We start from the raw sequence: 26,535 nt of genomic DNA on the forward strand, positions 1-26,535 counted from the left end.
GAATCAAGATAATGAATGGATGATGATAATTATTAAGGCTATTTAGAGTGGTTTATGGGGTTAAAAACTTATTTATAGATTTTTTATTGTCATGGTGCGTAGTCCTTTATCGAAATATGCTTTGTAGAAAATTTTTCGAACGCCCGAAAAAAACCTTTAAAAACAGCAAAGCCCCTGATGGGCAGGGGCCTTTACTAACCAATTATAAACCTAAATTATGAGAAGAGCTGTAGGAGAAGGGGTCGAACCTCCACGGAGTGGTTATTTTTATTGCTAAAAGTTTCCCAATTTCTCCGCCACCGCGACAAGGAGGTGTGTCTGCCAAAAATTTCACCATCCTACATGATATAAATCCCGTCTTTCATGGATTTGCTGTTGGGGAAGGATTCGAACCTCCACAGAGTAGTTAGCCCGCTTCGGGTTTTCTATGATCTCCGCCACCGGGACAAGGAGGTGTGTCTGCCAAAAATTTCACCACCCAACATTGTTTTTCTTTAAAAGAACGCTCAGCATTTGTCACTTGCTTGATACAAATTTAAGAGACCTATCAATTCCTTGCAAATATTTCAACAAAAATATTTTATTTTTATTCAAATTTTAATTAAACTTGTATTTCAATATAGATATTCAAATTTATGTCCCACAGAAAAGCTCAAAATTTAGAAATTGATAATCTCGATATCCAGATTTTATCAATATTAATGAAAAATGCTACCACGCCGTACACCGAGATAGCTAAAGAGTTAATAGTTTCTGGCGGAACCATACACGTGCGGATGAAAAAGTTGGAGGAGATGGGTGTAATTAAGGGTGCCAGTCTGGAGGTAGATCCGCAAAAGTTAGGGTATGATATTACCGCTTTTTTGGGTATTTACCTGGAAAAGGGATCGCAATATAACGAGGCTGTAAAACAGTTAAAAACTATAAAAGAGATAGTTGAGCTGCATTATACTACCGGCGAGTGGAGTATTTTTGCCAAAATTGTATGCCACGATACCACCCACCTGCGCGAGGTTTTAAACGAACAGATACAGGGTGTAAAAGGCATTCAACGTACCGAAACCTTCATATCGCTTGAAGAAAGCATAAGGAGGCAGATTACCTTAGAATAACCATTACCAAACGATTCGCGATTTTTTAAAAGAGGCTGTTATCTGGGTTTATACCCGGGATAACGGTCTTTTTTGTGGAATTAATTGTCAGGACCGGAATTTCTCGAATTAAAGGATTAACAGAATTTAATTACAAGCCATACTTCGGAAATTCTGTTAATTCAAAAAATTCGTTGAATTACGGTTCAGATTACGCCGCGTTCGATATATACTTCACCAAACTCCTTTTGGCAACTGGCAAAAGCGTTTGCTCCAACGGAAACGTAATATCGCTATGTACATAATATACCGCCGGATTGGGCATAAATTTATTGCGGTTGATGAGTTTTAGCTTCATGGCCTCGGGAGTGTTCGCGATGCTGTATTCATAATTTTCAAGAAAATTAATGTTAATGCCACGGTATTTATCGTCCTTGCCTTCAAAAATGGTAATCTGGTATTCGTAAATGAAACCGGTACGTTCTTTGCCGTTACGTAACGAGAAATAGCCATGATAGGGCATCAGCGGCATAATGCCTATCGGGTTTATATTCAACCGGCTCTCTACAAAGTCATAAATTTCTTTACCTATTTGTATGGCGGGGTTCATCTGGGCCATGGCATAGGCAATGATCTGCTCTATCTCCTGCATACTTTGATCGTCCTGTATAATTTTTTGGTAGGTGAGCTTAACGGCATCAATATCAGCCTGGGTAAGGCGTTGCGGAAAGGCCTGCTGCATGAGCGATTTATTTTTCTTAAAATCTACCAGGTTGTTATAATGGAAAATCAAATCGGCAAGGTTGGGATATAGCCTGCTTTTATCAAAATGGCGGTTAATCTCCTGCAGATAATTTAGCAGTACATACTTTTTATGTTCAAAATCAATGTATCCCTCAATAAACCAGTTAACGCCCAGTGGTTTCATATTTTTCAGGCTCCTTTCAATAGCTTAAATTAAACAAAAAACACCAACTTTGCAATATGCCCTATGGAACCCTTTATTTAATCCCCGTGCCCCTTGCCGAAGAAGCGGCCGCAAAATCATTTACCCCCTACCTTGTTGATACTATTAACGGTATTAAGGAATATATTGTTGAGAATGAGAAAACCGCCCGCAAGTTTTTAAAAGAGGCGGGGTTGAAAACCCCGCAAAGCGAACTTGCCATACATGATTACGGTAAATATAACCGCGAAACCGGCACTGCCGACTTTTTTAAAGGCTTACAAGCTGGTAACGATGTTGGCCTGATGAGCGAAGCCGGTTGCCCCGGCATAGCCGACCCAGGTGCCGAAATTGTAGATAAAGCCCACCGCATGGGTATTAAAGTGGTGCCGCTGGTTGGCCCAAGCTCTATTTTATTAGCGCTGATGGCATCTGGCTTCAACGGCCAAAGCTTTACCTTTAATGGCTACCTGCCTATTGATAAACTACTGCGCAGTAAAAAAATAAAAGAGCTGGAAGGCCTGGCAACCCGGCTTGACCAAACGCAGATTTTTATTGAAACGCCTTTCCGCAACAACTCTTTATTGGAAGAGGTGTTAAAAACAGCATCGCCCAAAACAAAGCTTTGCATAGCTACAGATTTGACTGCTACTACCGAATTTGTGCAAACCAAAACCATTATGGATTGGCAAAAGAAGGTGCCCGAACTGCATAAACGTCCCACCATATTTTTACTCTTCCACGGATAAAGCATGCAGATTACGCAGCAACATACCCAGGTGTTGATAGTAGGCGCCGGTCCATCGGGATTAATGATGGCCGCCCAGCTATTGCGTTATGGTGTGCAGCCCGTAATTATTGATAGTAAGCAAGGGCCTACCGACAAGTCGAAGGCGCTGGCGGTACAGGCCCGTTCGATGGAGATTTTCAGGCAGATGGGCGTTATTGAACGGGTGATTGCCGGCAGCAAAGCAGTTGCCGGGGCAGTTATTAACCAGGAAGGGTTTGAGGTAGCGGCCTTAGCCCTTGATGGCATTGGCGAAGGGCAAACGGCCTTCCCCTACATTTATATGTATCAGCAAAGTAAAACCGAGCGCCTGCTGCTTGATTATTTAACACTTAACTGCTGCCCGGTTTACTGGAATACTACGTTACTAAGTGCGAAGCAGGATGCCTCAAAGGCGACCGTGATACTGCAAACCGGCACGGATACGCAAACGCTTACCTGCGATTGGTTGATAGCCGCTGATGGCGCACGCAGCCCCATCCGCAAACAATTACAGCTAACCTTTAACGGCGACACCTACCAACACCAGTTTTATGTAGCCGATGTTAAAATAGAGGATGTTTTGGGCGATAAAGTGAGCCTCTATTTATCAAAAAAGGGGTTCGCTGCTTTTTTCCTGATGCCCGAGGAGCATTACTGCCGTATTGTGGGTAACCTGCCGAATGAGTTTGACAACCGCGAAGGGCTGCAAATGGATGATGTATTACCTTACCTGGATACCATAACCGGGGCGGGCATTAAAATAGCGCATACCAACTGGTTTGCTACTTATAAACTGCATCACCGCATGGCGGGTAAATTCAGGGAGCAGCGTTGTTTTTTAATAGGCGATGCCGCGCACATCCACTCGCCGGTTGGCGGGCAGGGTATGAATACCGGTTTGCAGGATGCCTACAACCTGGCCTGGAAATTAACAGGGGTTGTTAATAACCAGTTAAAAGAATCCATTTTAGATAGTTACGCCGCCGAGCGCATGCCCGTGGCGCGTGACCTGTTAAACACTACCGACCGTATTTTTAAAATGATCCTTTCGCGCAACTGGTTTGTTGGGCTATTTAAAAAATGGCTGCTGCCTGTATTGCTGAAAAACGCATGGAACAAGCCCGAGTCAAAGCAGGCGTTTTTTAAACGGATATCGCAAACCGGTATCAGCTATCGCAATAGCCAGATTAGCCTGAACCTGAGCCATGCTACCCGCATTAAAGCAGGCGACAGATTGCCCTACCTCAAAGTTTTCGACGAGAAGAAACAACAGGAAACCGACCTGCACGAATGGTGCAGCAAACCCGGCTTTACCATCATAGCGCTTGGCAAGCTTCAGGATATTGACCTGTTTACCCTTGCCAAATGGATAACCCAAAAATACCCGGCCAACCTCAACTTTTTTTACCTACCCCCATCGGCCAAAAACCAGCCCGTATTTGATACGTTCGAGATTAAAGGCAATCAAAAAAAAGCCATCATCGTGCGCCCGGATATGCACATTGGCTTTTTAAATGATGTGGTGGATATAGATATGATGGATAATTATTTGCAGAATGTGGTGGGGTTTTTCAGTGGGCAGCAGGTAGTTTGTAGCAACTAACGCATAGTGCGGGTAAACAAACTAAAGGCACGTAATTAATTATCTTAACGCAAATCTGCTAACAATCCATCCCCTGGGGATTAGTACCTTAATACTTACCTTACCACCATTACCCATCCTGTTAATATCGTTCCGTTTTTAAGATCGATGGTGTAATAATAGGTACCTGCGGGCATTGGCTTCCCATTAAAATGCCCATCCCAGGGATTGGGGTAACCAGTGCTTTTATATACTATACTACCGTAGCGGTTAAAAACCTGCGTAACTGACTTTGGGTAACTATCTAATCCTTTAATATTCCATGTATCATTTTGCCCATCACCATTAGGGCTAAAAGTATTTGGAGGTATAATAGTATTGATAACAGTCACGGTGACAAGGCTGGAGGCAACGCACCCATCTGTTGAGGTAACTTTTAGTTTATAGGTTGTGGTTTTTTGCGGGCTTGCAACCGCATATTGGGAATTTGGATTGCTCAAACCATATGCGGGTGTCCAGTTGTAAGCGGCAATATTGCCAGAAACAACAGGCTTAAACGTAATATTTTTACCTGCTATGATTTGCTCGGCCGGATTAAGAATGATTGTTGGATATGGGTTAATAGTAACAGCGGCATCAAACCCCAGATTTGGAATTCCGCAGCCACCACCAGTGGTTACCGCGCAATTGACAAGATCGCTGGTTTTTAAATTATCAGCTACAAATTGCGGTGTGTTTATTCCCGCGTTTATCCCGTTTACCAGCCATTGGTAACGGGTGCCTGCATCGGGGTTTTTTACTGTTGCCGTAAAAGTAATAAAATCGCCCTGGCAGCCCAGTGCCGGGGCGGGGCTTATAGATACTGAACGACCAGGGGGCTCTATATCGTTTTTGGCTGTAACGTTAAAAGTAATGCTGCTACTGCCCCCAGAGTTATCAATAGCTGTAAGCGTAACCTTAACGGGCACCCCGTTTTGCAGTACTGTATTTGCATCGGGCGATTGCGTGAACCTTATAGTACTGCCAGGGCAGTTATCAGTAGCGGTAGCCCTAATTGTATAATTGGCCAGGTTTGAACAGTCGGTAACATCTATATCGCCAAAGGCCGAGGTGATGGTTGGCCGGCTTTGTACAAAAACCGGCACATTGGCTGTAGAAAAGGTACAAGTACTTGGGCCAACATTACCGGTATAAACAAAATACGGTCCGTTGCCCGCTATTGTGGATACGATGTTATCGTGCGTCATTTTTCTGATAAGCTGATTATCATAATCAGCAATATAAATATTTCCGCAGGGATCAATTGCCATGCCTTCACAAATCGAAAACCGGGCGGCGGAGCCTTTACCGTCTACAGGATTCGAGCTGCCGTTATCGCCTGCAATAGTTACTACTTTACCATCCGGTGTTATTTTTCTGATGCTAAATAAATCTCCCACACACAGGTTGCTATCAGCATCAAATACTATTGCAAAAGGCGCTGCAAACGATGCCCTTAATCTATCGCCATCATCGTTTCCCTGTACACCCCTCCCCGCATACACAGAAACTGTGCCGTCGGGGGTTATTTTTTTAATTTGAAAATAAGTATTATCAGCAACATAAACATTATTGGCGGCATCAACTGCTAATCCCCAGATTGCTCCAAACCGCGCAATTTTGCCATTACCGTTAATATTGCCTTGCTTGCCGTCGCCTGCAAGCGTGCTTACAACGCCTCCCGGATTTATTTTGCGAACTTTAAAATTACCCCTATCGGCAACATAAATATTCTGATCCTTGTCCATAGCCATTTTACCTGGATCTCTAAATATTGCCTTCTCGCCCTGGTCATCGGCGTCGCCGGGTATTCCCTTGCCTGCAAATGTCGAAACCATGCCGCCGGGAGTAACTTTCCTGATCCGGTTATGACTATCGCTCACATAAATATTATCGGCCGAATCAATAACAATATCCTGCATAGCATCAAACATTGCAGTTGTTTTGGGCCCATTAGCATACCCTTGTACCCCAGTACCTGCAAAAGCAGATACATCGCCTTGAGGCGTTATTTTTTGAATAGTAAAACCGCTATTTTGGGAAATGAACAAATTGCCTGCCCTATCAAAAGCTACTCCATTTGGATATTGCAATTGTACGGCATTGGGTTTTAAGCTTCTTATAAAACCATTATTAACAGCCTTAACTTTAATGTCCTGATTGCCGATATCGCTGCAATTGAAACTGACGGGCTGTAACAGGGCCCTGTTTGCTGAGTCATTTGTGCTCTTGTTGATTAAAGCAAGGTCTTCAATTTTATTTTTATAATAGCCAGTTGCATCAAGCTGAAGTAATATAACCGGTGGCTTGGGCGTAATGATTGGGGCTTGCTGCGCAAACACTGGCTTGTTGGTGTATAATAAAAAGAATAGCAACAGGGCTATAATTGGCTTATACCTAATCATTTCAACTTTAGGTTAAACAATTATAGCAAAAATGTTTTGAATTTAGCAGGCAGGTATGCTGGTCATTTTGAGGCAATTGATTTTCGGGACATTTTAGGGCAGCAATGTGATAAAGCTGGTAATGCAATCTGCCAAGTCGTGCATTTGTAAAATTCCACAAATCAAACCAATCGCAAAACCTATGAAAAAGAAAGCGCCTGTGTATCCTAAACACAGACGCCTTATCGAAACTATTATGAAAAAAGGGTATGTTAACCCCAACTTTGCCCTGCAACGCCGTTGGGATAACGATGTAAAGATGCGGTGGAATGCGTCATTAACCAACCGTGTATCGGCGAACAGGCATTTTGTATAGATGAATAAATAAAAACCGGGTTATTAACGCGATTTCATCCAGTTTCTGACAAAATCGAGATAACTCTCGCTCACGGGTAGTTCAATGTCGGATAGTTTAACCTTACGGTTCTGGATAGACCGGATCTTATTAACCGGTACAATATAACTCCGGTGGATGCGCTGAAATTTATCTGAAGGCAGCTTTTCCAGTACTTTTTTTAATGGCATCAGCGTAAGCACCGTTTTGGCATTGGTAACATGAATTTTTATATAATCTTCCATGCTTTCAATATACTCAATGGTGTTTAAATCAACCTTCACCATCCGGTATTCCGAGTATACATAAAGGCTTTCGTCGGCCTGTTCCGCGGCGGGCCTGGTTTTGTATTGGTGATAATCAACCGCTTTTTCAACGGCCTTTTCAAAACGTTTAAAATCGATAGGTTTCAGGATATAATCAATAGCCTCCAGTTCGAAACCCTCAAACGCAAAGTTTTTATAGGCGGTGGTAAATATCACCATGGGCTTAACTTTTAGGGCGCGCACCAGGTCAATCCCCGTAATATCTGGCATATTGATGTCGATAAAAAGCAGGTCAATTGGCGTATTTTTCAAAAATTCGGCGCCCGAAATCGCATCCTCAAAAGTATTCAGCAACTGCAAAAACGGGAAACGTGCAACATAACCGGCGATGAGTTTTAATGCCAGGGGCTCGTCGTCAATTGCGATACATTTAAGCAGCATAGTTTTAATTTATAAAAATGGATTAACCGTGTATTGTCTCGCTTTTTCCGTAGTTCTGGATCACTTTAGCTTCGTAAGCCAAAAACTCTTTCCAGCGCTGTTCCACATCTATCTCCACAGCATATTTTTTGGCCAGCCGTATAAACATCGAATAATGTGTAGCCTCGCTTATCATCAGTTCATGGTAAAATCCGGATAGTTCGGTGTCGTTAATGTTTTCAGATAGCACCTTAAAGCGCTCGCAGCTGCGTGCCTCTATCATCGCCGAAAACAATAACCTGTCTATCAGCTGCGCCTCGCGGCCGCCGCCTATGATAATAAACTTGCGCAGCTCATTTACATAATTATCCTTGCGCTCTTTGCCTAAAACAAAACCGCGCGCTACAATAATTTCATGCACGCGTTTAAAGTGGTCCATTTCTTCCTGTACAAGGGCAATCATCTCCTGCACCAGGTCGGATAGGTTGGGGTTTTGAACAATAAGCGTGATACCGTTAGTAGCTGCCTTCTGCTCGCAATAAGCATGATCGGTTAATAGTTCTTCAATATTGCTTTCCACCACATTTTTAACCCAAAGCGGATCAGTTGGTAACTGTAATTTAAGTATAGTTTTCTCGCTCACGAGGACAAATATAGGAAGATAGAGTCAAGAAATTAGCATCAAGAATCGAGAGCAAATTAATATGAATTTAATTATCCAACAACCACTTTTGTATCGTTGCGTCCATTTCTTCTTCAGTTAAAAAATCGCCATTTCTAACTTCTTCCCGGGCCATTGCAATTTTATAGCTGATGGCGATTTTGTCGATAAACTCATTTGCCGAAAATGTTTCCGGCATAGTTTGTAAAATATCGTACGCCCATTGTTTTGTTAACTTCATGATTTTCTCGCTCACTTTTATTTATACAAACTCTTGCTCTCAATAAATTTCAAAACAGGATCAGGTACAAAATATTGTACGTTCTTTTTTTCGGCGATGGATTTGCGGATGAAGGTTGCCGATAACTCCATCTGTGGTGTCATGGTAATGGTTACGGAAGGATGGTCGGCCAGTTCGGCGTTTTCGTAGCCGGGGCGGGGGTACACGTAAATGCGGTAATCGCGCAGGATGAGTTTATAGTTTTTCCACTTATGCAGGGTTCCCAGGTTATCTGAGCCCATGATAAGGGCAAATTCATGGTCGGGGTATTTTTCTTTAAGATGGGCTAGCGTATCTATCGTATAAGATGGTTGTGGCAGCCTCAACTCCACATCGCTTACAGCAATGTTGGTGGCATTATCAGTAGCCAGGCGGGCCATTTCCAGCCTGTCGTAGGTATTAATCAGGTCGCCATATTTTTTGAGCGGATTTTGGGGCGATACCACCAGCCAAACCTTATCCAATGTGGTATGGTTGGCCATGTAGTTGGCAATAATAAGGTGCCCTATATGTATTGGATTAAATGAACCAAACAGTAAGCCTATTTTCATTTCAGTGGTGCCCCCTAACCCCCTAAAGGGGAAATAAATTAAAGTTTTGTTATTAATCTGTAAGCCCTGGCCAAATTGAATTTAGCACTCCCCCTTTAGGGGGCCGGGGGGCTAATAAAGTTCCTCACCAATTCCTGCGCTTCTTTGCAAGCCGTTTCAAGATCGTAATTTTTGAGGATAATATCAAACTGGGGCGCGTATTTTAGTTCTTTTTCGGCTTTGGCAAAGCGTTCTTTCAATTTTTCTTCGCTATCTGTACCCCGGCCGGTTAAACGTTCTATTAAAACCTCCAACGAAGGGGGCTGAACGAAGATAGCCAATGCCTGCCCATCGTATTTACGTTTCAGGTGAAGGCCGCCTTCCACGTCGATATCAAAAATTACTGTTTTGCCTTTTGCCCAGATGCGCTCAATTTCGGCGCGCAAGGTGCCGTAAAATGTCCCGGTGTAAACTTCTTCAAATTCAACAAATTGCTTTTTGGCAATACGGTGTGTAAACTCGGCCAGGCTAATAAAGTAATAATCTTTGCCATCTTCCTCATCGCCGCGGGCCTGGCGGGTAGTTGCCGAAATGGAAAACTCCAGCTCGGGAATTATACTTAACAGGTGGTGTACTATTGTAGTTTTACCAGCACCCGATGGTGCAGAAAATATGATGAGTTTACCTTCCATCTTGTCATTGGTCAGTTGTCATTGGTCATTAGTTTTTAATGCGCTAAGCACAAATGACTAATGACCAGTGACTAATGACTATAATACGTTTAACAGTTGTTCTTTAATTTTTTCCAATTCTTCCTTCATGCCTACCACAAGTTTCTGAATATTGGCATCGTTGGCTTTTGAGCCAAGGGTATTTATTTCCCTGCCTATCTCCTGCGAAATAAAGCCGAGCTTTTTGCCATTGGCATCAGCATTTTTAAGGGTTTCAATAAAATACTCGCAGTGGGTTTTAAGGCGGATCTTTTCTTCGGTTATATCCAGCTTATCTATGTAATAAATAAGCTCCTGCTCAAAACGGTTTTGGTCGATGGCTTCACGATTGGCAACCTCGGCCAGGAAAGTATTCAGCCTTTCGCGAATCAGCGGCACTCGTTTAGGGTCTTCCAGTTCAACCAGTTCCAGGTTTTTTAGGATGATGCCAATACGGTACTTTACATCATTCTCCAACACGTTGCCTTCATCGGCCCTGAATTGCTGAAAAGCGGCCATGGCCTGCTGAAAGGTTTTTTCAACCTGTTTCCACTCATCTTCAGATACCGTCTCCTCATCGTATTTAACAACTTCGGGCAAGCCTAAGGCAAGTTGCATCAGGTTGGCGGCGGGCTCGTTAAGCTCAACACTAACATCTTTAAGTTGCTGATAATAGTGCTTAAGCAACACTTTATCAATACCGGCCGCTCTTACAGAGGCGTTAACCTGCTCTACATTGATAGATAAGTTTACCTTACCACGCTCAATCAGTTTACTGCAATCGTTACGCAGCTGAAATTCCTTTTCAGAGAAAATTTTAGGCAAACGAAGCGAAAGTTCAAGAAATTTACTGTTCAGGGATTTAATTTCAACGGTGTATTTAGTATTACCCGAATCAAAACTGGCAATTCCATACCCTGTCATGGATTTTATCATGTGCAAAGATAGGGTTTTGTTGTCAAAGTCCGAAAGTCGGGAAAGTCAGGAAGTCCGAAAGTCGGGAAGTCCGAAAGATAGAAAAGTTGAGATGAGGAGTGGGAAATCTGATGCTAAGGAATTGTTTGATTGACCATCAGACTCTTTTACTTCCCGACTTTCGGACTTCCCAACTTCCTCCTTTAACACTTTTTCACACTTGGTGTAAAATACTCTGTATATATTTACGTTCTTATTTGTACTAATGCGCATTCGTTTTACCCTGCAGTTACTCGTTTGCTTTTGCTTTGTTTTAAATGCATCAGCACAGGAATTTACCCTAAAAGGGGTGATATCAAAAAAAAGCACGCCCGAACGTGTTGGTCAGGTAATGATCAAAAACTTAAAAACCAATGTCACGCTCATGAGCGATGACCTTGGTTGGTTTACAGTGAAAGTTTCGGTTGGCGACACATTGCTGTTTTCGAAAGAAAAATTTACACCGCAAAAGATAGAGGTACTGAATAACAGCGATATGCCTGTTTACCTGCAGCCCCAGATTGTATTGGCCGAAGTAAAAATCACGGGTCAAACCAAGCGCCAGGAGGTTAATGAAATTATGGGCGATTACCGCAAACAGGGCACTTTTTACGCTGGCAAGCCACCTGTAACATCATTTATAACCAACCCGCTAACAGGAATTTATGAGCTTTTTGGCCAAACGCCAAACAGGGCCAAACGCTTTGCACAATTCTCAAAAGGCGAGATTGAGCAGGCAGAAGTGAACCGGCGGTATAATATCAATTTTGTAAAACAGGTTACCAAAGTGCAATCAGATACCGAAGCGCAACGCTTCATGAATTATTATACGCCAACTTTCGACGAATTGAAAGGCTGGAATGATTACGACCTGATTAGTCACATCCAAAAATCATACGACTATTACAAAAACAGCGGGGAAAAAGAGAAGCTGGAACTGTTGAATTCTCCAACGTTCATTAAATCAGATTCAACCAAGCTATCAAAGCCGGGGCAACACTAAGAAAGATGTAGTGTTAAGTCGCCAGTATAAGTCGTAAGTCTAAAGTTGAATTTTTTCTTTTTCGACTTAGAACTTAAGACTTTGGGCTAAAGACAATCCATCAATTTATCGTTGACACGACAGTATTGTTAAATGCCTAACGTTTCGCAGGCTTTTTCGGCGGCAAGCTTCTCGGCATTCTTTTTACTGAATTCTTTGCCCGAGCCTGTTATTTCGCCATCAACCAGGGCCTGTACAGTAAATAGCTTGGTATTTTCGCCTTCCTGGTTGGTTACCAGCTCAAAAGTAATATCGCGGCCATGGCGCTGGCACCACTCAATTAATTTACTCTTAAAGTTGGTTTCGGTTTGCTCCAGTTTATGAATATCTATATGCGATTTGATGATGTGGTTTATCAAAAAGCTTTTGGTAAAATCATACCCCTTATCCAAATAAACGGCGCCAATGAGTGCTTCAAAAGCATCGCCAAGTAATGAGCCCTGCCTGCTGGAGTTTAGCATGCGGCTATCGTACTCAATTAATTTATCAAAGCCAAGCTTGCGGCCAAGGGCATTCAGGTTGTTGCGGCTCACAATTTTTGATCGCAGCTCGGTTAAAAACCCTTCATCCTCATAAGGGTACAGTTTAAAAAGCACTTCGGCCACTACGCTGCCTAAAACGGCATCGCCCAGGAACTCCAATCGCTCGTTACTGTTTTTTACCCCTTTTTTTACGTTTTGGGCAACAGACTTATGCCTGAATGCCAAACGGTATAAAGACAAATTGCCCGGCACGAAACCGAGCAAATTATTTAAAACCTTAACGTATTTTCTATTGGGCGATATATAAAGCTTGTATAACCGGCTGATAGGCATTAAACCACAATTAATCTACGTATTTCTTGAATATCACAGAAGCATTATGGCCGCCGAAACCAAATCCATTGCTTTGTACTATATTAATATCCCTTTTTTGAGCAGTATTAAAGGTGAAATTAATTTTAGGATCAAATGATGGATCATCGGTAAAATGGTTAATAGTAGGGGGTATTATACCATTCTGTAAAGCCAATATAGAGGCAATAGCTTCAACCGCGCCGGCAGCACCCAAAAGGTGGCCTGTCATTGATTTGGTTGAGCTGATATTTATACGGTAAATATCATCGCCAAAAACATCCTGTATCGCTTTAATTTCCTGCGGATCGCCTATTGGGGTGGATGTTCCGTGAACATTCACATAGTCGATATCTGCGGGGGTTAAGTTTGCGTCTTCCAGTGCCGACCGCATTACCAGTGCCGCGCCAAGCCCATCCGGGTGTGGTGCTGTCATGTGATAAGCATCAGCGCTCATTCCGCCACCCATCATTTCGGCATAAATTTTTGCGCCACGGGCCTTTGCATGCTCCAGCTCTTCTAAAATTATGGTACCCGCGCCTTCGCCGGCAACAAAACCATCCCTATCCAAATCAAACGGACGCGATGCCGTTGACGGATCATCGTTACGGGTTGATAATGCATGCATGGCGTTAAAACCACCGATACCAGCTTCGTTAATGATTGCTTCAGAACCGCCGCTGATGAACATATTAGCTTTACCCAAACGGATATAGTTAAAAGAATCAATAAGCGAATTGTTTGATGAAGCACAGGCAGAAACTGTTGAAAAGTTTGGACCGCGCAAACCATATTTGATCGAGATATGGCCAGGGGCTATATCCGCTATCATTTTAGGAATAAAAAATGGGTTAAAACGTGGGGTGCCATCGCCTTTGGCAAAGTTTACAACTTCATCCAAAAACGTTTTTAAACCGCCAATGCCCGATCCCCAGATAACACCTATGCGGCTGGTATCCAGTTTCGAGAAATCTAAACCCGCGTCTTTCACTGCCTCTTCTGTGGAGAAAAGTGCGTATTGAACAAACGGATCTAATTTACGGGCATCTTTACGACCCAAAAAACCATCCGCATCAAAGCCCTTTACTTCACATGCGAACTTAGTTTTGAAATGTGTGGTATCAAAACTTTTAATAAAGGCAGCGCCACTTACCCCATTGATTAAGCCATTCCAATATTCAGAAACGGTATTACCAATTGGAGTAAGTGCTCCAAGCCCGGTTACTACAACTCTTTTGAACTCCATTTAATCCAGTTAGGGAGTCTTATTTAACGTTTTTTTCAAGGTAAGCAACAGCCTGACCTACAGTACCGATAGTTTCAGCCTGATCGTCAGGAATAGCCACGTTAAATTCTTTTTCAAACTCCATGATTAATTCCACGGTGTCTAACGAGTCGGCACCAAGGTCGTTGGTGAAACTCGCTTCTGGTGTAACTTCACTTTCGTCAACACCCAGTTTTTCTACGATAATAGCTTTTACTCTTGAAGCGATATCAGACATAGTCTTTATAGTTTAATGATTAATAAAAATTCAGTGCAAAGAAAAATAAATTCTGTCAATAATCAAATCTAAAACTTTTACAATATAATTCGATAACAAAATTTTATTGAAGCGGTTTGGATTTGTATTTTTGATGCGGTAAAAGTAATGATTTTGAACAGGAAATTTTTAAAGTTTGAGATCGATTTTGATTTTGTGCTTATTGCGGTAACTTCTTCGTTAAAAGATTACCGTGTATGTTATCTTATCAACAAATTTTTAAATTTTAATTTTATTAAAACTGAAGATCTGTCTGTTGATATTCACCCCGGAAGCGAACCCGTTTTGTTCTCAAAATACCATTATAACTGGGAAACCACCGAAACTGATTTTTATTTTATAGGCAATAAAGGCTCTGAGGGCTATTTAGTGCCCGAAATGAAGAGCGCCGATTATTTTTTAATGGTGCGTAATTATATTGATGATACCGACCTTGATAACCTGATATCGACCCTAAATAAAATACCCGAAATTGTTGCCGCAGTAAAGATTGATCCGAAAAAAATAAAATCACGGGAAAATCTGTTATTTTAGCGCAAAATTTTAAAAGTGTTGGTATCACACCTAATGTGAATACAAAGCCAGTTTAACCCGATTAATATGAAATTATACTATAACCGTACTAAGATTGTTGCCACCATGGGCCCGGCATCAGCTAAAAAAGAAGTTTTATTAGCGATGATAAAGGCTGGTGTAAACGTTTGCCGCCTTAACTTTTCGCATGGACGCCCCGAAGATCATAAAGGAGTTATTGATACTATCAGGGAAATTAATGCAGAATACAAAACCAATGTTGGCATCCTTGCCGATTTGCAAGGCCCTAAAATTCGTATTGGATTAGTAAAAGATGGCGGCATCCACTTAGTAAACGGTACCCAAATAAAAATTACTACCCAGGAATGTATTGGTAATGACGAGCAGATTTATATCACTTACGATACCTTCCCACAAGATGTACAGGCCGATGAAATTATTTTATTGGACGATGGTAAACTACAGTTAAGGGTAATTGAAACAAACAGGGTTGATACAGTAATGTGCGAGGTAGTACACGGTGGTATATTAACATCGCGTAAAGGTGTTAACCTGCCAAACACCAAAGTATCTATCCCCAGCTTAACCGAAGAGGATTTGATTAACCTGCAATTTGCATTAAAATATGATGTAGAGTGGATTGGTTTATCATTTGTACGTACCGGCCAGGATATTATCGAACTTAAAGAAATTATTGCCAAAAGCGGTAAGGCTGCCAAGGTTATTGCTAAAGTAGAAAAACCTGAAGCTATTGATAATATAGACGAAATTATTGCAGCTACTGATGGCGTAATGGTTGCCCGTGGCGATTTGGGTGTTGAAATGCCTTTGGAAGAAGTACCATTGCTGCAAAAAATGATTGCCCGCAAATGTCGCGCGGCTTCAAAACCGGTAATTGTTGCTACCCAGATGCTGGAATCAATGATAACCACCCCGCGCCCAACCCGCGCCGAAGTTAATGACGTGGCCAACTCCGTATTGGATGGCGCCGATGCAGTTATGCTAAGCGGCGAAACATCTGTTGGCGAGTTCCCGGTTATTGTTATTGAAACCATGGCCAAAATTGTACGCAATGTAGAAGAACTGGGCTATCCCTTTAATTCATCAAAACAAGAAAAAGTTGACGCCTCTGCTGTAAATTACCTGAGCAACGCCCTTTGCGAGTCGGCAGTGCACCTGGCACAACGTACCGATGCGGTAGGCATAGTATCTATGACTACTTCTGGCTATACCGCTTTTGAAATATCAAGCCACAGGCCTAAGGCAAGTACCTACATATTTACATCAAACAAGCAATTGCTTAACGCGCTTAGCCTGGTTTGGGGTGTACGTTCTTTTTATTACGATAAACTGGAAAGTACAGATGATACCATCAGCGATGTAAACAACATACTTAAAAGTGCAGAGCTTATTAAAGCCGGCGATGTAGTTATTAACACAGCAGCCGTGCCAATTATTAAACAAGGCAAAACCAATATGCTTAAAGTAAGCGTTATTGAATAATAATAAAGTGTAATATTACAATGAGGGCGGGTAGTGTTTATGCATTACCCGCTTTTGTTTTTTATAGGATTTAAACTACGCTCCTGCTTTAATTAACCAGGTCAATCTGCTGCCCTATCGCTTCCAGTTCATGCTGATGAAAGGCACTGGTATATGACAGTGCTTTGTATTGCTCCATACCTGTTTTATAAATATTGGCTATCCAAACCCCATGCATATAAAGCGAATAATAAACCCCTTTGATCACCGAGTCGGATTTGGCGCGGATATTCAGATCAAACTGCTTGCCTTTTACGGCATATTTTATGTCGAATTTTTTCATAGATGTAAGTGATTGATGATTTAAACATTCAAAACCGGCGCTTTGTTTGTTTAAATCATTGGTTTGTAGGTGCCTTTAAAAACCCAATTTAAGAAAAAAAATAAATCCATCCTAATCATTGCAACGTACGTTTTAAATACATACCTTTGATTTAACATGAAAGATACAACCAACCAAACGATACCCACCAAAACCGAAATGGATGTACTACAGGTACTTTGGAACCACGGACCATCAACCGTGCGTTTTGTGCATGATAAGCTTAACGAGCAAAAAGACGCTGTAATTTATACCTCAACCCTGAAGCTGATGCAGGTAATGAAAGAAAAAGGCATGCTTGACCGCGACGAAACCAATATGAAGCATATATACCGCGCCACGCTTGAAGAAGGCAAAGTTAAGGTAAACATGCTGGGCCGCTTTGTTGATTCGATGTACGATGGATCGGCAAGTAACCTGATGGTTGCTTTATTGGGCAGCGATAAAACATCTGATAAAGAATTGCAAAAAATAAAGGAGCTACTGAACAATTTTGATAAAGCTAAATAATTAATTACCCAAATTATGCCGCTACTTAGCACAACCACCGATACTGCCGGCCGCCTGATACAGGCCTTTAGCTGGATGCTTATCCACTCATTATGGCAGGGCTTGTTAATTGCTGTGCTGGCCGTTATAAGCTTAATGCTGGCCCGCAAAGCAAGCGCGGCGGTAAGGTATAACCTGGTGTTTTTACAGTTTTTATTGTTTGCCGGTTCATGCACGCTTACGTTTATATGGATATGGAACAGCAATGCGTTGCAACCCGCTGCAAAGCCGCTTGCAGGCGCTGTAGGCTATAATGCCGCACAATTTTTTAATTTAAATGCCGCAGGTATAAAAGCATTTACACAAACCTGTGCCAACTACTTTACGGCCAATGCCCCGGTGGTGGTATTGCTGTGGTTTACTTTGTTTGTGTTTAGGGCTATAAAAATGATGCGGTCGGTACTTTACATCCACCAGGCCAGGCGCAGGTATATATCGGCGCCTGCCCAATACTGGCAACAAAAGGTAACTGCGCTTTGCCAAAAGTTGCAATTAACAAAAGCTGTACAGCTTTTTGAGTCGGGCTATGTAAAAGTGCCTTTGGTAGTAGGGCATTTAAAACCCATCGTATTAATACCTGTAGGTTTGCTTGCCGGTTTACCAGCCGGCCAGGTTGAAGCTGTGCTGCTGCATGAACTGGCCCACATCAGGCGTAATGACTACGTTGTTAATTTTATACAGGTGCTGGTAGAAACCGTTTTCTTTTTCAATCCCGGCCTCCTGTGGATTTCTTCGCTGCTGCGCGACGAGCGCGAAAATTGTTGCGATGATATAGCCCTGGCTCAAACACAAAACAAACGCGAGTTTGTGCAGGCGCTCATCAGCTTTAAAGAGTATTCTTTGTATGGCACGGCATACCAGGTGGCCTTTCCCGGCAAAAAAAATCAATTGCTGCAACGCATCAGCCGGATACTTCAAAATCAAAATAAGGGTATCGGCACATCCGAAAAAATTTTCTTCCTGGCTGGCATTATCATATTATCGTCAATGGTGGCAACGGCTGCCATTAGCCAGGTAAGGGAAATAACCCGGCACATGGCCAAAACGGATGTTGTACACCGCAATTCGTTTAATCATAAAGTTACAGCGTCTGTTAAGTTAAACGATGGCACAGCGCTAAGCCATCAAACAAAAACAGCTGCCACGCGGCCAAAACATCAGCAGTCTTTTGCCGAACCGCCAAGTTTGCCTATGCCAAAAGCACCTGCCGAAATGAAACCGGTTGACCGACCGCAACCTCCTCCGGCCGCCGAAATGCAGGAAAAATTAAAAAAAGATGCCGCGCGAATGGCCGCTGATGCAGAAAAAGTGATTGCCGACCGCGAATTACTAAACAGCCATGATACCCCGATTAAACCGCGGCAAGCAGAAACGACTGAACAGGCAAAACGCGATCAGGAACAGGCCCGCAAAGACCAGCAACAGGCCGCACGCGACCAGGAGCAGGCCAAACGCGATCAGCAGCAGGCTTTGATAGATCAGCAACAAGCCCAAAGAGACCAGGAGCAGGCCCGTAAAGACCAGGCACAGGCCCGTAAAGACCAGGAGCAAGCGTTTAAAGACCAACAAGCCGTAAAGAAACCAAATGTAAGTGTACAGTTATAAATATACCCGCTAATGGCAGTTAGCAAAGGGAAAGCGCGCCCCTTGCTGCAGGCTTAGCATTTTTAAAACCCAACAGGTTATGCATTTTTTAAAACTTGCCGCAAGGCGGGCCGGAATTGTATTGCCTTTTTTTAAACCCACAAATCGTCAAAAACAAAATGAAAACAAACTATTTAAAACATGGCATGCTTATAGCCGCCATTGCCTTTACAACTACAGCTTACGCACAAAAAAAAGAAAAGCTAAGCAACGAAGATTACAAATACAGTAATTACGACCAGGTAGTAAACCGCAACGGCAAACAGGTAGAAGAATTTAAAACCAACTGGAATGGCACCGTTTATAAGGCAGAACTGATAGCCGGGAAACTGACAGAACTTTATGTAGATGGCGAAAAAATACCTGCCGCCAAATGGGGCGAATACAGCACAATAATCAGCAAAATAAGGGAGCAGATCAGGCTGGATAAAATTCAGGCCAAAAAGGATCAGGCACAGGCCGCCCGCGACCAGGTGCAGGCTAAAAAAGACCAGCAACAAGCCCTGAAAGACCAGGAGCAAGCCAAACGCGACCAACAGCAGGCCGCGCGTGACCAGGAACAGGCTAAACGTGATCAGGAGCAAGCTAAGCGCGACCAGGAAAATGCCGCAAATGAGCAAGTGCAGGCCCGGCACGACCAGGAAAACGCCGCCCGCGACCAGGAGCAGGCAAAAAAAGATCAGGAGCAGGCCATGAAAGACCAGCAACAAGCCCGGCTTGACCAGATACAGGCTAAAAAAGACCAGGCACAGGCCAAAGCAGACCAGCAACTGGTGAAGCAATTAATAGCCAATTTGGTGAGCGATAATATTGTGGCTAACGAAAATAGCGTTCATGATTTAACGCTGAACGCCGATGAGATGACGGTTAACGGCAAAAAACAACCCGAAGCGATTTTAAATAAGTACAAAGAAAAATACAAACGATTTACTGTAAGCAACTTTAGCTACGGCAATCAATCGGGAGTGCATACTTATAACGGGCTGCATATTAGTCATTGAGCCGGACTATTGATGAGCAGGTTATAGCCTTCAGATGTTTGCAAATGACATTTCTTTTCCAGGGGCCTGCGAGCACACGGGCCCCTTACTGTTAATGCGCGTTTAGGGCATATTGTTCAGCACCTGTTTTAACCATAAGCATAAACATTCGACGTGCCTGAATTGTGCAAAACCTCAATTTTAGTGTTAACCATGAAAAAAATCAACATATTGTTTATCAGGCACTTATAAATTAAATTTCTGAAATGTGTTAAGTTATGTTAACCATGTTTATATGCGTTTGCCCCGGTTGAACCCCTTAATGTTAAGCGCTGCAAATTCAAAAATAAACCCTAATTTTAAGTTAATAAACCACCATTCCAAATAGCCGGTTCTCAAATGAAGTATTATACCATTGCTCCACCCGAAATATTGAAACCTTATGTGAGGTTTTACTGGGTGCTGGAGCATGAGCTAACAGTGGGCGAACCGGAGTATGTTTACCGTTCTATTGCGGACAGTTGCACCGAAATGGTTTTTCATTACCAGTCGACATTTGATGAATTAACCAATAAAGGGATCGAAAACGGCGGGCCGTCGGGCATTCAGTTTCAAAGTACCAGGTACCGGCGGTTTATAACCACACAAAGCTTTGGCATTTTTGGCGCGTATCTTTATCCTTTCGCGGTGCCCTTGTTATTTAATATTCCAAGCAGCAAAACCAGTAACCTGGCTTTAGATTATGATACCTTTTTAGGAAATTCAGGCCGGTTGCTGGAAGAGCAGATCATGCTTGCCCCAAATAACCAGCAACGGGCCAATATCTTATCAGCCTATTTAATAAAGCTGCTCCGGGGCAGCGCGAGCCGGGACGATAGGGTTATCACTTCCATAAGGCAGGTTATCCATGCCAATCAAAACCAAACGGTTGCCCAACTGGCCGATACTTATAACCTATCGGTAAGGCAATTTGACAGGCGGTTTAAAGAATACGCGGGCTTTAGTCCCAAAACCTACCTGCGCGTGGTGCGCCTGCATAATGCCATTCAACAATATGACAGCAGCAAAACCCTTACACAAATTGCGATGGATTGCGGCTATTACGACCAATCGCATTTTATACATGATGTAAAAGCGTTTACCGGCTACCATCCCGGCTTTTACTTTTCTGGTAAGGCCGAGGGTTTTATCAGCATTGGTTGAAATCATAAAACATTATCGTTCCCAAATGGAATAATGTCTGGTTTTTACAATTTTGATTGCTCGCCACATTTTACTTTTGTTTAAAAACAAACCAAAATGGAACCTGAAAAAAACATCCCCGAAAACTACCAGCGCATTATGCCTTACCTGGTAATACCCAATGGCGATAAATTTATTGAGTTTATGAAAAACGTATTTGGCGCTACCGAACAATACAAAGCCATGCGCGATGAAAACACCATAATGCATGCCGAGCTTAACATTAAAGGCAGCACCATTATGTTTGCCGGCTGCACCGATACCTATACCCAGCAAAATGCCGGCATGTTCATTTATGTAGATAGCTGCGACGAAACCTACCATAAAGCCCTTGATAACGGAGCCGAAAACATTATACCACCGGCCAACCAGCCTTACGGGCGCAGCGCAGGGGTTAAAGATCCGTTTGGGAATACCTGGTGGGTGAACAATGTAATATAGGCTACAGAATTAACGTGATACAGATAAGTGTCCTTACAACTTCAGCTTAAATATAAATCCTGTTGCTAAACCCAACTGTTGGTTGTTTAGCAGCAAGCCCGTGTTGTGCGTGTAAAACGCATCGTAGTGTTTGGCATTGATAAAATAACCTATGCGGGGGCTTAGTTCAAAAGTGAGGTTAAGACCGTACAGCCAGCTTTGCTGGGTATAGTAGTCGGTTTTGTGGCTGCTGAGTTTGATTTTTGAAAAGCCGAACATGGGTGATAACATGATGGGATGGCCAGCCTTATTGAGAATAAAGTTGTAGGTGAGATCATAGTCCGACTCGTAGTTTTTTATGCCGCCGATACCGGAATTAAACTGCCCGTCGAACAAGAAAAACAATTCATGGTATAGCCGGAACTGTGTATTAATGTTAAACCCATAAACACTGATGCCGCTAACACTTTTTGATAATACCGGCTGATAACCCGACAGGCTAAGCGGCAGCTTATTAATGCCGAGGATATAACGGACGTTATCATCAATCATATAGTTAACAATTACCGTCAGTACATTTTTACGCTTTTGTTTTGTGCCGGTGGTATCAACCAATGGCGTGGCTATACTGGTAAAACCTGTATCTGCTTTGGTAATAATCATTTGCCCGGGACCATCAGCCGACGGCTTTGCAGGATTGCTCACTTTTATATCTTCCGAAAATTCGGGGATGATGCTGGGGTAAGGCAGGCGCTTTACCCCGCCGGTATCGATACTTGTTGACTGATAGTCGATCACCGTATTCAGGTCGAACTTGCCGTGACGGGTAATACTGATTTCCTTTACCCCATCAAGATACCATTTATGCCCCAGTTGCCGGTAATCGGTGATTCCGGTATTTTTATCAATGGGAATAAATATAGTGTGGGTAACGTGGTATTTGGTAACGGCTATACGCACAAAGGCATAGGTAGCGGTATCAATGTATAAAGTACCACCATTGCCCTTATTTTTGGTGCCATAAAAATTAATTACAAACACGCGGTGGCCATTTATCCAATCTTTGCCATTCAGGGTGTATTGATAATCTTTGGATTTGATATCGAGTACATCCATACGGCTGTGTACATAATCGCGGGTTACGGCATCGGTATAGCCGGCCAGCCAATGCACATTCAGGTCAGAGTTTGGATTTGCTGCTAATGTATCTTTCTTGTGCACCAGCATTACATTGGGGCGGCTGTTATCGGTATAAGGCGGATAGTACATTTTAACCTGGGCATTATTATGGTAAAAGTACTGGTAGGCTACACTGTCGCGGGCTTCGTGTATCATCTGTATATCGCCGTTGATAATGATACTTTTATCCGGGTAGTTTTGCGAAATTTTGCGGATAGCCCGGTGTACAATGCTTTCGCTATTTGCAATTACCACCTCGGCCATCTGGCGGGTAGCAGGTATTAGTTGAATGTTATAGGGGACATCCGGCTTAAAGGGCCGCTGCTGTTGCTGGTAACCAATGCAGGTAACATTAATACCAAACTGCACGGCTACCTCTTTTTTTGCAACCAGCACAAACTCGCCATCGGCATTGGTGGATGTACCGTAATTGCCCATTTTAATGGTAGCCCCTGGTATGCCCTGCCCGGTTTTGGCATCGGCAACCTTACCATTTAACGTAACTACCTGTGCCAGCGCTACCGAGCAGCAAAATATGAGCAATAAAAAGCATCCAGATACTTTTTTCATCATTGTGTTTGGGGTTTTGGTATAACAAATAAGCCTTACCGGTCGGATGCAGGGAGCGATAAGCCTATTTAACCTAAAAGGTAAGTATTATTTATGGAAAGTAATAAGCTATAGCATCATTAATAAAAATTAAATTTATAACATGATCCCGTTTCTTCATTTCCGTTTTAAAAAAGCAATTGCAGCTATATTGCTATGCTCAATTACTTGCGTTGCTATGGCGCAATCCGATAGCCCATACAAGCAGTTGCCAGATGCGCGGCAAAAAGTGCCGTTGTACATCATCAACTCGGATATTATTGGTGGCGGCTGTTCCATTAATGTTAGCAACATTAAAGCGATAAACGTTTTAAAAGGCAATGTGCCCGATTTGGCCCAATATAAAAACCTGGATAAATATGGGGTTATTATATTTGTACTTAATGATAGTGTGAAGGTAGAAGCTAAGTCGTTAAACGACATTAAACTTTGGCTAAATATGAAGGGCGAGGTTGATTTTGCGGTCGATGGTTTTTTTGTCGATAATAAAAACTTACGGGTAGCTACTGCAGATATCAACGAGATTAACGTGATAAAAAAGGACCAGCAAAATAAGCTGCTCAATAACGTTATTAACGTTTGGACCATACCGCCCGGTTCCCGAAAAGGCGAAGCGCCCCACAGCAATCCAGGTAAACCAGGCGAGATTTATATCAGGTGAGGGATTGTTGTTATATTAGTGAAAACAATACAGCAATGACAACAACATTTGAGCTATCAAATAATACATCATCCGAAATAACCATAGTTCATGAGCCTGAATGCTTCGAATTTCAGCTTCCGGTAAATGAAAATATCACTATTGAAACCAACGCCTGCGCTGAAAGCATAGTTTTAAATGTCTGGGAACTTAATGGAGCAGTAGGAATTTCTATCCTTGATGATAAAAGCCATTATAACGTATACCATAAAGGCGAAAATGTATTTGAAAAATATATGGACTGAATTTAAACACAGGCTATGACTTACCCGCTCTTCAGCTTCGTTGGAACTGGGCTTTGAAAACCAGGTGCTGCTTTGGGCATTACTATACAACTAACCCACATTCAAGCCCCTCTTTCCTGCGCAGCAGAAGAGAGGAATGGCGAGCGAAGCAATGCCCGGGTGAGTCTTCGCTCTCACGCTTCTCCCCCATCAAATCTTACAGCACCTGGTTAAACTCCAGCCTTTCCCCATCGGGTCCGGTGATGTTAAAATATTTACAGCCCTTTTCCCAGAACTGCAGGAACACCGGTTCGGGCTCAATTACGTTAAAACCGGCTTCGGTTATCTCCCTAAAGGCTTCGTCGATATCGCTTACATCAAACGCTACATGATCTATGTGTCCGTTGTTTCTTGACCGGATTTCCGGCAGGCCCGCATCGGGTAGCTGGTATAGCTCCATGATGATATTACCGCTTTGCATCATCACACAGGTGCCTGTGCCGTCGTTATCGGTAAACGGCGCTTCCATTACATTGCCGAAGCCAAGGCGGCTATAAAAAAGCTGCGAGGCTTCCAGGTTGGTTACGGGCACACCAATGTGCTGTATGGCGTTGATTTTTAAATTAATAGCATTGCTCATAACAGGTAGCTGCTTTATGTTTTATAATAGGTAAAAGTTACTTAACGAAGTTAAATCATTTTACACAGTGTTAACACATTTGCCATAAATTGCTGTTAAACTTGCATCGAAATCAATCATAGATGAAAATTGGAATCGTATGTTACCCAACCTTTGGCGGAAGCGGGGTTGTTGCTACCGAACTTGGTAAAGCCCTTGCAAACCGCGGTCACCAGGTACATTTTGTTACTTATAACCAGCCTGCACGGTTAGACCTTTTTTCTGAAAACCTTTTTTACCACGAGGTATCGGTAAGCAATTACCCGCTGTTTGATTTCCCGCCTTATGAACTGGCCCTGGCCAGCCGTTTGGTTGACGTGGTACGCCACGAGCAATTAGATGTATTGCATGTGCATTACGCTATACCACATGCTTCGGCAGCGTTTATGGCCAAACAAATACTGGCCACTTATGGCATCTATATCCCCGTAGTTACCACCCTGCATGGTACCGATATCACGTTGGTTGGTAAAGACCGCACATTTAAACCGGTAGTTACCTTCTCTATCAATAAATCAGATGGCGTAACCGCGGTATCCGAAAATCTGCGATCAGACACTTATAAATTTTTCGATATCGAAAACGATATTAAGGTAATCCCCAACTTTATTGACCTTACCCGTTTCAGCCTAAAAGCAAAGGACCACTTCAAAAAAGCGATAGCTCCATTTGGCGAAAAGATACTGGTGCATACCTCCAACTTCCGCAAGGTAAAACGTACCGAAGATGTGGTGAAGATATTTGCCCAGGTGATTAAATCCATCCCTTCAAAATTATTAATGGTGGGCGATGGCCCCGAGCGCTCGGGCTGCGAGCAGTTATGCCGCGATCTTGGCGTTACCGATAACGTGCGTTTTTTGGGCAAGCAGGATGCCATCGAGGAGATCTTGTCGGTAGCAGATTTATTCCTGATGCCATCACAATCTGAGAGTTTTGGTTTGGCAGCGCTGGAGGCCATGGCATGCAAGGTGCCGGTTATCAGCAGTAACGCCGGCGGTTTACCGGAGCTGAATGTTGACGGCGAAACCGGCTACCTGAACAATGTAGGTGACGTGGATGGCATGGCCGAAAGAGCGATATACATCCTGGAAGATGAAGCCCGCCTGGAAACCTTTAAAAACAACGCCCTTGCCCGTGCCAAACAATTCGACCTGGCCACCATACTCCCGCTTTATGAAAACTACTACATAGAAGTGGTAGAACGCTGCAAAGATAAGGTGGTGTAAAGAGCCTCACCCAACCCTCTCCAAAGGAGAGGGCTTTAAAACTGCACCGCTATTGCGCAATTATAGCACCTGGGTATACCGGTCTACATCCAAAACGGCTCAGCCCCAATAAAGTTAATCTGCACACCTTAAATCTGCATATCTGCACATTTAACGCAGCTTTGTAACAATCTCACATCCCTCAAATAATCTGCACATCGGCATATTTGAAATTTGCACATTTATTGCACCTTTGCAAAAACT

Annotated in this window: 29 protein-coding genes and 1 tRNA gene; 15 read left to right on the plus strand and 15 right to left on the minus strand. The window is 42.9% G+C overall.

Annotated elements, in window-relative coordinates:
* Window positions 1-372: 372 nt before the first annotated feature.
* Window positions 373-484, minus strand: a tRNA-Asp gene (locus tag AC1DV1_RS02500).
* 151 nt (window positions 485-635) lie between these two features.
* Here AC1DV1_RS02500 and AC1DV1_RS02505 point away from each other — a divergent pair.
* Window positions 636-1,112 carry an Lrp/AsnC ligand binding domain-containing protein gene (locus tag AC1DV1_RS02505; RefSeq protein WP_076373882.1) on the plus strand — a complete coding sequence of 159 codons (477 nt, stop codon included), beginning with the start codon at window positions 636-638 and terminating at the stop codon, window positions 1,110-1,112.
* Between the two features lie 190 nt (window positions 1,113-1,302).
* On the opposite strand, the gene AC1DV1_RS02510 is transcribed toward AC1DV1_RS02505, so the two are convergent.
* Complete coding sequence (locus AC1DV1_RS02510; RefSeq protein WP_477354755.1) at window positions 1,303-2,019, minus strand: hypothetical protein; 717 nt, start codon at window positions 2,017-2,019, stop codon at window positions 1,303-1,305.
* A 56-nt stretch (window positions 2,020-2,075) separates the two neighbouring features.
* On the opposite strand from AC1DV1_RS02510, the gene AC1DV1_RS02515 reads away from it, so the two are divergent.
* Together AC1DV1_RS02515 and AC1DV1_RS02520 are read left to right on the plus strand one after the other, a co-directional pair.
* Window positions 2,076-2,786, plus strand: coding sequence for an SAM-dependent methyltransferase (locus AC1DV1_RS02515; protein ID WP_477354758.1), 711 nt, complete (start codon window positions 2,076-2,078; stop codon window positions 2,784-2,786).
* Between the two features lie 3 nt (window positions 2,787-2,789).
* Complete coding sequence (locus AC1DV1_RS02520; RefSeq protein WP_477354760.1) at window positions 2,790-4,409, plus strand: FAD-dependent oxidoreductase; 1,620 nt, start codon at window positions 2,790-2,792, stop codon at window positions 4,407-4,409.
* Between the two features lie 95 nt (window positions 4,410-4,504).
* On the opposite strand, the gene AC1DV1_RS02525 is transcribed toward AC1DV1_RS02520, so the two are convergent.
* Window positions 4,505-6,832, minus strand: coding sequence for a T9SS type B sorting domain-containing protein (locus AC1DV1_RS02525; protein ID WP_477354763.1), 2,328 nt, complete (start codon window positions 6,830-6,832; stop codon window positions 4,505-4,507).
* A gap of 181 nt (window positions 6,833-7,013) precedes the next feature.
* Here AC1DV1_RS02525 and AC1DV1_RS02530 point away from each other — a divergent pair, with 181 nt between their 5' ends.
* Complete coding sequence (locus AC1DV1_RS02530; RefSeq protein WP_477354766.1) at window positions 7,014-7,187, plus strand: hypothetical protein; 174 nt, start codon at window positions 7,014-7,016, stop codon at window positions 7,185-7,187.
* Window positions 7,188-7,210: 23 nt separating this feature from the next.
* On the opposite strand, the gene AC1DV1_RS02535 is transcribed toward AC1DV1_RS02530, so the two are convergent.
* From AC1DV1_RS02535 to AC1DV1_RS02560, 6 genes are all read right to left on the minus strand, one after another.
* Window positions 7,211-7,912 (minus strand): LytR/AlgR family response regulator transcription factor, encoded by a 702-nt coding sequence (locus tag AC1DV1_RS02535; protein WP_477354769.1) that lies wholly within the window; start codon window positions 7,910-7,912, stop codon window positions 7,211-7,213.
* Window positions 7,913-7,934: 22 nt separating this feature from the next.
* The gene (locus AC1DV1_RS02540) at window positions 7,935-8,534 is read right to left on the minus strand and encodes a MiaE family protein (RefSeq protein WP_477354773.1); all 600 of its coding nucleotides are present in this window, start codon (window positions 8,532-8,534) and stop codon (window positions 7,935-7,937) included.
* A 67-nt stretch (window positions 8,535-8,601) separates the two neighbouring features.
* The gene (locus tag AC1DV1_RS02545; RefSeq protein ID WP_477354776.1) at window positions 8,602-8,793 is read right to left on the minus strand and encodes a hypothetical protein; all 192 of its coding nucleotides are present in this window, start codon (window positions 8,791-8,793) and stop codon (window positions 8,602-8,604) included.
* Between the two features lie 17 nt (window positions 8,794-8,810).
* On the minus strand, window positions 8,811-9,383 hold the full coding sequence (nadD, locus tag AC1DV1_RS02550; RefSeq protein WP_477354778.1) for a nicotinate (nicotinamide) nucleotide adenylyltransferase: 573 nt from the start codon (window positions 9,381-9,383) through the stop codon (window positions 8,811-8,813).
* A 95-nt stretch (window positions 9,384-9,478) separates the two neighbouring features.
* Window positions 9,479-10,054: a guanylate kinase gene (gene gmk, locus AC1DV1_RS02555; protein WP_477354781.1), complete on the minus strand. Its 576-nt coding sequence runs from the start codon at window positions 10,052-10,054 to the stop codon at window positions 9,479-9,481.
* A 78-nt stretch (window positions 10,055-10,132) separates the two neighbouring features.
* Window positions 10,133-11,008: a YicC/YloC family endoribonuclease gene (locus AC1DV1_RS02560; RefSeq protein WP_477354784.1), complete on the minus strand. Its 876-nt coding sequence runs from the start codon at window positions 11,006-11,008 to the stop codon at window positions 10,133-10,135.
* A gap of 244 nt (window positions 11,009-11,252) precedes the next feature.
* Between AC1DV1_RS02560 and AC1DV1_RS02565 the strand changes: the two genes are divergently transcribed.
* Window positions 11,253-12,029 (plus strand): hypothetical protein, encoded by a 777-nt coding sequence (locus AC1DV1_RS02565; RefSeq protein WP_477354787.1) that lies wholly within the window; start codon window positions 11,253-11,255, stop codon window positions 12,027-12,029.
* Between the two features lie 128 nt (window positions 12,030-12,157).
* Here the strand turns inward: AC1DV1_RS02565 and rnc are convergent, their stop codons facing one another.
* The 3 genes from rnc to AC1DV1_RS02580 are packed head-to-tail and all read right to left on the minus strand — an operon-like array spanning window position 12,158 to window position 14,403.
* Complete coding sequence (gene rnc, locus AC1DV1_RS02570) at window positions 12,158-12,883, minus strand: ribonuclease III (RefSeq protein WP_147054753.1); 726 nt, start codon at window positions 12,881-12,883, stop codon at window positions 12,158-12,160.
* 10 nt (window positions 12,884-12,893) lie between these two features.
* Window positions 12,894-14,147 carry a beta-ketoacyl-ACP synthase II gene (fabF, locus tag AC1DV1_RS02575; protein ID WP_477354790.1) on the minus strand — a complete coding sequence of 418 codons (1,254 nt, stop codon included), beginning with the start codon at window positions 14,145-14,147 and terminating at the stop codon, window positions 12,894-12,896.
* Between the two features lie 19 nt (window positions 14,148-14,166).
* Entirely contained in the window at window positions 14,167-14,403 is a 237-nt protein-coding gene (locus tag AC1DV1_RS02580; RefSeq protein ID WP_031266521.1) for an acyl carrier protein, read from the minus strand.
* 147 nt (window positions 14,404-14,550) lie between these two features.
* On the opposite strand from AC1DV1_RS02580, the gene AC1DV1_RS02585 reads away from it, so the two are divergent.
* Complete coding sequence (locus AC1DV1_RS02585; protein ID WP_477354793.1) at window positions 14,551-14,976, plus strand: IPExxxVDY family protein; 426 nt, start codon at window positions 14,551-14,553, stop codon at window positions 14,974-14,976.
* A 66-nt stretch (window positions 14,977-15,042) separates the two neighbouring features.
* Window positions 15,043-16,479, plus strand: coding sequence for a pyruvate kinase (gene pyk / locus AC1DV1_RS02590; protein WP_477354796.1), 1,437 nt, complete (start codon window positions 15,043-15,045; stop codon window positions 16,477-16,479).
* A gap of 88 nt (window positions 16,480-16,567) precedes the next feature.
* Here the strand turns inward: pyk and AC1DV1_RS02595 are convergent, their stop codons facing one another.
* Window positions 16,568-16,801, minus strand: coding sequence for a hypothetical protein (locus AC1DV1_RS02595; protein ID WP_477354799.1), 234 nt, complete (start codon window positions 16,799-16,801; stop codon window positions 16,568-16,570).
* A 156-nt stretch (window positions 16,802-16,957) separates the two neighbouring features.
* On the opposite strand from AC1DV1_RS02595, the gene AC1DV1_RS02600 reads away from it, so the two are divergent.
* The 5 genes from AC1DV1_RS02600 (at window position 16,958) to AC1DV1_RS02620 (ending at window position 21,696) form a co-directional block, all read left to right on the plus strand.
* Window positions 16,958-17,350: a BlaI/MecI/CopY family transcriptional regulator gene (locus AC1DV1_RS02600; protein WP_477354802.1), complete on the plus strand. Its 393-nt coding sequence runs from the start codon at window positions 16,958-16,960 to the stop codon at window positions 17,348-17,350.
* 15 nt (window positions 17,351-17,365) lie between these two features.
* A complete protein-coding gene (locus tag AC1DV1_RS02605) occupies window positions 17,366-18,994 on the plus strand; it encodes a M56 family metallopeptidase (RefSeq protein WP_477354805.1) in 1,629 nt (542 codons plus the stop codon).
* Between the two features lie 158 nt (window positions 18,995-19,152).
* On the plus strand, window positions 19,153-20,034 hold the full coding sequence (locus AC1DV1_RS02610) for a hypothetical protein (RefSeq protein ID WP_477354808.1): 882 nt from the start codon (window positions 19,153-19,155) through the stop codon (window positions 20,032-20,034).
* Between the two features lie 378 nt (window positions 20,035-20,412).
* Complete coding sequence (locus AC1DV1_RS02615) at window positions 20,413-21,216, plus strand: helix-turn-helix domain-containing protein (RefSeq protein ID WP_477354811.1); 804 nt, start codon at window positions 20,413-20,415, stop codon at window positions 21,214-21,216.
* 96 nt (window positions 21,217-21,312) lie between these two features.
* On the plus strand, window positions 21,313-21,696 hold the full coding sequence (locus AC1DV1_RS02620; protein ID WP_477354814.1) for a VOC family protein: 384 nt from the start codon (window positions 21,313-21,315) through the stop codon (window positions 21,694-21,696).
* 33 nt (window positions 21,697-21,729) lie between these two features.
* Here AC1DV1_RS02620 and AC1DV1_RS02625 read toward each other — a convergent pair whose 3' ends face one another.
* A complete protein-coding gene (locus AC1DV1_RS02625) occupies window positions 21,730-23,427 on the minus strand; it encodes a carboxypeptidase-like regulatory domain-containing protein (protein ID WP_477354817.1) in 1,698 nt (565 codons plus the stop codon).
* A 139-nt stretch (window positions 23,428-23,566) separates the two neighbouring features.
* On the opposite strand from AC1DV1_RS02625, the gene AC1DV1_RS02630 reads away from it, so the two are divergent.
* The gene (locus AC1DV1_RS02630) at window positions 23,567-24,124 is read left to right on the plus strand and encodes a hypothetical protein (protein ID WP_477354820.1); all 558 of its coding nucleotides are present in this window, start codon (window positions 23,567-23,569) and stop codon (window positions 24,122-24,124) included.
* A 35-nt stretch (window positions 24,125-24,159) separates the two neighbouring features.
* Window positions 24,160-24,408: a hypothetical protein gene (locus tag AC1DV1_RS02635; protein WP_477354823.1), complete on the plus strand. Its 249-nt coding sequence runs from the start codon at window positions 24,160-24,162 to the stop codon at window positions 24,406-24,408.
* Window positions 24,409-24,604: 196 nt separating this feature from the next.
* Here AC1DV1_RS02635 and AC1DV1_RS02640 read toward each other — a convergent pair whose 3' ends face one another.
* Complete coding sequence (locus AC1DV1_RS02640) at window positions 24,605-25,027, minus strand: VOC family protein (RefSeq protein ID WP_477354826.1); 423 nt, start codon at window positions 25,025-25,027, stop codon at window positions 24,605-24,607.
* 122 nt (window positions 25,028-25,149) lie between these two features.
* Between AC1DV1_RS02640 and bshA the strand changes: the two genes are divergently transcribed.
* The gene (gene bshA / locus AC1DV1_RS02645; protein WP_477354829.1) at window positions 25,150-26,292 is read left to right on the plus strand and encodes an N-acetyl-alpha-D-glucosaminyl L-malate synthase BshA; all 1,143 of its coding nucleotides are present in this window, start codon (window positions 25,150-25,152) and stop codon (window positions 26,290-26,292) included.
* Window positions 26,293-26,535: the final 243 nt, after the last annotated feature.

The organism is Mucilaginibacter sp. P4_D1 (genome assembly GCF_056401935.1).